The organism is Acinetobacter sp. YH12063 (assembly GCF_013419715.1).
Lineage (GTDB): Bacteria > Pseudomonadota > Gammaproteobacteria > Pseudomonadales > Moraxellaceae > Acinetobacter > Acinetobacter amyesii.
The window spans coordinates 1-3,418 of record NZ_VOZO01000037.1; the positions used below are offsets into that span (position 1 = coordinate 1).

Genomic DNA, 3,418 nt, shown 5'->3' on the forward strand with positions numbered 1-3,418 from the left:
GCATGTTCCGCGTCCTTGCAATACTGTGTTTACATACAGTCTATCGCTTAGCGGAAAGTTCTTTTACCCTCAGCCGAAATGCCTGCCGTTGCTAGACATTGCCAGCCAGTGCCCGTCACTCCCACTCGATTGTAAACAAGCACACAAAACCCTTTAGTGACAACAATTTGCAAGAACTATCAGGCTCAGTGCCATGAAAAATACCATGACCAGATCATGAGGTTGAACACGGCTTGCGCCGGCAGCGTTCACGCTCCTGGTCGGCGATCTCGCCCGGCTGCAATGCTAGCTCAGCATCGGTCATGCGCTCCAGCACGTCGCGTAGGCGGATGGTGCAAGGAATGGGCGGCAGCTCGAACTCATAGCCGCCGGCGATCATTTCGGCCGCAATCTCCTCGGTGATGAAAAACGGCTCGTCGTCTTGGTTCGGCTTCTTCATGCCCTTTCCTCCTGGCGCTCATCCTGGCCGACAGCGGCCAGGGCATCGGCTTCCGTCAATGCGTCCTCCACGAACGCGCCGTGCTGCTTCGCTTCGGCCTGGCTGACCTCGGCCCATATCCGTTTCACCTGGGCCGCACTGTACCCGGCCAGCTCGGCGGTCTTGTTGATGCTGTAGCCGGACTTGCGCAGCGCGACAACTTGGGCGCGGCGCTTCGGATCAGCACGGCGGCCCTTGTACCGCCCGGCCTGGCGGGCCAACTCAATGCCTTGGCGCTGGCGTTCGCGCCTGTCCTCGTAGTCGTCGCGGGCCATCTGCAAGGCCAGGCGAAAAAGCATGATCTGCACGGCTTCCAGCACGATCTTGGCGACGCCCTGGGCCTCGGCCGCCAGGTCGGATAGATCGACCACGCCAGGGACGGCCAGGCGTGCGCCTTTGGCCTGTATCGAGGCCACCAGGCGCTCGGCCTCGGGCAAAGGTAGGCGGCTGATGCGGTCGATCTTCTCGGCAATGACCACCTCGCCGGGCTGTAGGTCGCCGATCATGCGCAGCAGCTCAGGCCGGTCGGCGCGTGCGCCGGATGCCTTCTCACGGAAGATGCCGGCGACGTAGTAGCCGGCGGCCTTCGCGGCCGTAGTGATCGCCTCTTGGCGTTCCAAGTCCTGCGCGTCGGTGCTGACGCGCAGATAGACCCGCGCCACCATCGGCGCGGCTACTGGCTTCGTCCTGCGCATACTTGCGGGCTCCTTTGGGCATACTCAAATGCACCCATCTTAAACTGGCAGCTAATGTACAAAAGTTGATAGAAGCACACAAGTTCAATTTTGCACTTCTGCCCCACTATTGCAAAACTGCTTGTTAGTAGCCGTTTTTTCTTACTGTTTATAGATTCAATAATTTTTGAAACGAAAAATTGGGACTAAACATTTCGGTTTCGTTTTCTGTCGATTCGTCCTGCGTATCTTTTGCATAAACAAACATTTGTTGTTCGTAGTTTTCGATGGCATTTTCAATACTTGTAAATTCTCCGTTTGTAAGGTTTTCAGACAATATCAAAGCATCCAATAATCCCGTATTTACACCCTGTCCTGCAAAAGGCGACATCAAATGAGCAGCATCGCCAATCATTGTTATGGGTAATGGACGGTTACTTTTCCAATCATTGTTCAAAGGAAATTTCCTTGTGGGCAAGCATTGAAATGTTGATACCGAACGTATTAATTGTTTGTAAACTTCACTCCATTTGGAAAATCTTTTCAATAAAAAATCGGCAACGCTGTTTCTGTCCTGAAAATCTAAGGGAATTTTATTTTTCCATTCATCGGGCGTTTTAAAACTAATTCCTAAATACAATGCACCATTATTATTGGGATTGGCAAACAATAAAATGCCCTGATGTCCCGCCATTAATCGGTTGCCGTTGCATAGCTGAAAAAATCCGGGACAGTTTATTTCCGGTTGAAGAATATCAGCTTGGATGTTGAAAGTACCGGTTTCTTCAACTTGCGTGTCGGTAACAAAGCTCCTTATTTTCGACATTCCACCATTGGCAAGAATAACCAAATCTGCTGTTTCACTCGGTTTATTCTCAAAAGTTAGTGTCCACTTCTTCTTACCAGGTTCAAGCATAACAAGTTTTCTATCCCAAATAACCGTGTCGTTTTCTAAACTATTCAACAAGATAGCCCTTAAGTCATTTCTGTTTATTTCAGGATTGTCAAATCGATTTTCGGGCTTTACATTTTTTGTGGATAAAATATTGCCTTTTTCATCAGCAATATTTACACCCATTGGTAAGGCTAAGTCATAATAAGTTTGTAACAATCCCGCTTTTTTCATTGCTTCCTGACCTGAACCTTTGTGTAGGTCAAGGGTTCCACCAAAAATTCTTGCCTCTCGGTCGTTGTCTCTTTCGTAAACTGAAACGTCTATGCCGTTTTGCTGTAATAATTTTGCCATAGTCAGTCCAACGGGTCCACCACCAATTATTGCAACGTTCTTATCACTAAGTAAATTCATTTGTTTGTCCGTATCTATTCGCATTGTCATTCAAAAATGGCACATAACAAGTGGCTATACGCCAAATGGCGTATATATCCACTATATCTTATTTTGCTAAACCTTTCATTATCAGTGACAAATCCGTTTTCAACCGTTTACCGTTCGTTTCTACTCTCTCAAAAGGATTTATATTCATAGTGCTTTTTGTTAAGTTTTGCTCAAATATACAAATCCTTTCTATATATCTAACAAATCCATCGGACTTTTTAATTGTTCCATTCCCTTGGTGGTAATATGTGTATAAACCTCAGTTGTTTTACTGCTTGAATGACCTAACAACGATTGAATATAACGTAAACTCGTACCATTCTCAAGCAAATGCGTTGCAAAGCTATGTCGTAAGGTATGTACAGTAACTTCCTTTTGAATCTTTGCTTTTAAAACAGCTGCTTTAAAAATGTTTTGAATACTTCGGCTTGAGTATGCGCCACCTTTTTGACCTTCAAATAAATAATCTTTTGGTTTATATTCCATAAAGTATGTTCTTAAAATAATTAATGTTTTCTCAGATAAAATGGTATAACGATCTCTTTTTCCTTTTGACTGTTCTATACGAATTTGCATGCGCTTGGAGTCAATGTCTTTTATTTTCAGGTTTATACATTCAGAAATGCGCAAACCTGCCGAATAAATAGTCATCAGAATAGCCTTGTGTTTCACGTTTTCAATAGCGCGTAGTACCCGAATGGTTTCTTCTTCACTCATCACAACAGGAAGTGTTTTTTCTTTTTTTGGTCTTTCGATGAAATATGTTTTCCGTTGTCCACCCAAAACACGTTCGTAATAAAACTGGCACTGTTGCAAAGTTAGCGATGAGGCAGCCTTTTGTCTTATTCAAAGGCCTTACATTTCAAAAACTCTGCTTACCAGGCGCATTTCGCCCAGGGGATCACCATAATAAAATGCTGAGGCCTGGCC

The 3,418-nt window shown here is 45.6% G+C and carries 4 protein-coding genes and 1 pseudogene; all 5 read right to left on the reverse strand.

Features of this window, described 5'->3' with window-relative positions:
* Nucleotides 1-214 precede the first annotated feature (214 nt).
* Entirely contained in the window at nucleotides 215-439 is a 225-nt protein-coding gene (locus tag FTU12_RS16175) for a hypothetical protein (protein ID WP_000743213.1), read from the reverse strand.
* Nucleotides 436-1,173 (reverse strand): recombinase family protein, encoded by a 738-nt coding sequence (locus FTU12_RS16180; RefSeq protein ID WP_180114990.1) that lies wholly within the window; start codon nucleotides 1,171-1,173, stop codon nucleotides 436-438. Before FTU12_RS16180 ends, FTU12_RS16175 begins: the two co-directional genes overlap by 4 nt.
* Before the next feature lie 148 nt (nucleotides 1,174-1,321).
* Complete coding sequence (locus FTU12_RS16185; RefSeq protein WP_024160783.1) at nucleotides 1,322-2,488, reverse strand: tetracycline-inactivating monooxygenase Tet(X3); 1,167 nt, start codon at nucleotides 2,486-2,488, stop codon at nucleotides 1,322-1,324.
* A 189-nt stretch (nucleotides 2,489-2,677) separates the two neighbouring features.
* Nucleotides 2,678-3,271, reverse strand: coding sequence for a tyrosine-type recombinase/integrase (locus tag FTU12_RS16190; protein WP_205779272.1), 594 nt, complete (start codon nucleotides 3,269-3,271; stop codon nucleotides 2,678-2,680).
* A gap of 72 nt (nucleotides 3,272-3,343) precedes the next feature.
* Nucleotides 3,344-3,418, reverse strand: a pseudogene (locus tag FTU12_RS16195) (IS6 family transposase); the annotation flags it as partial.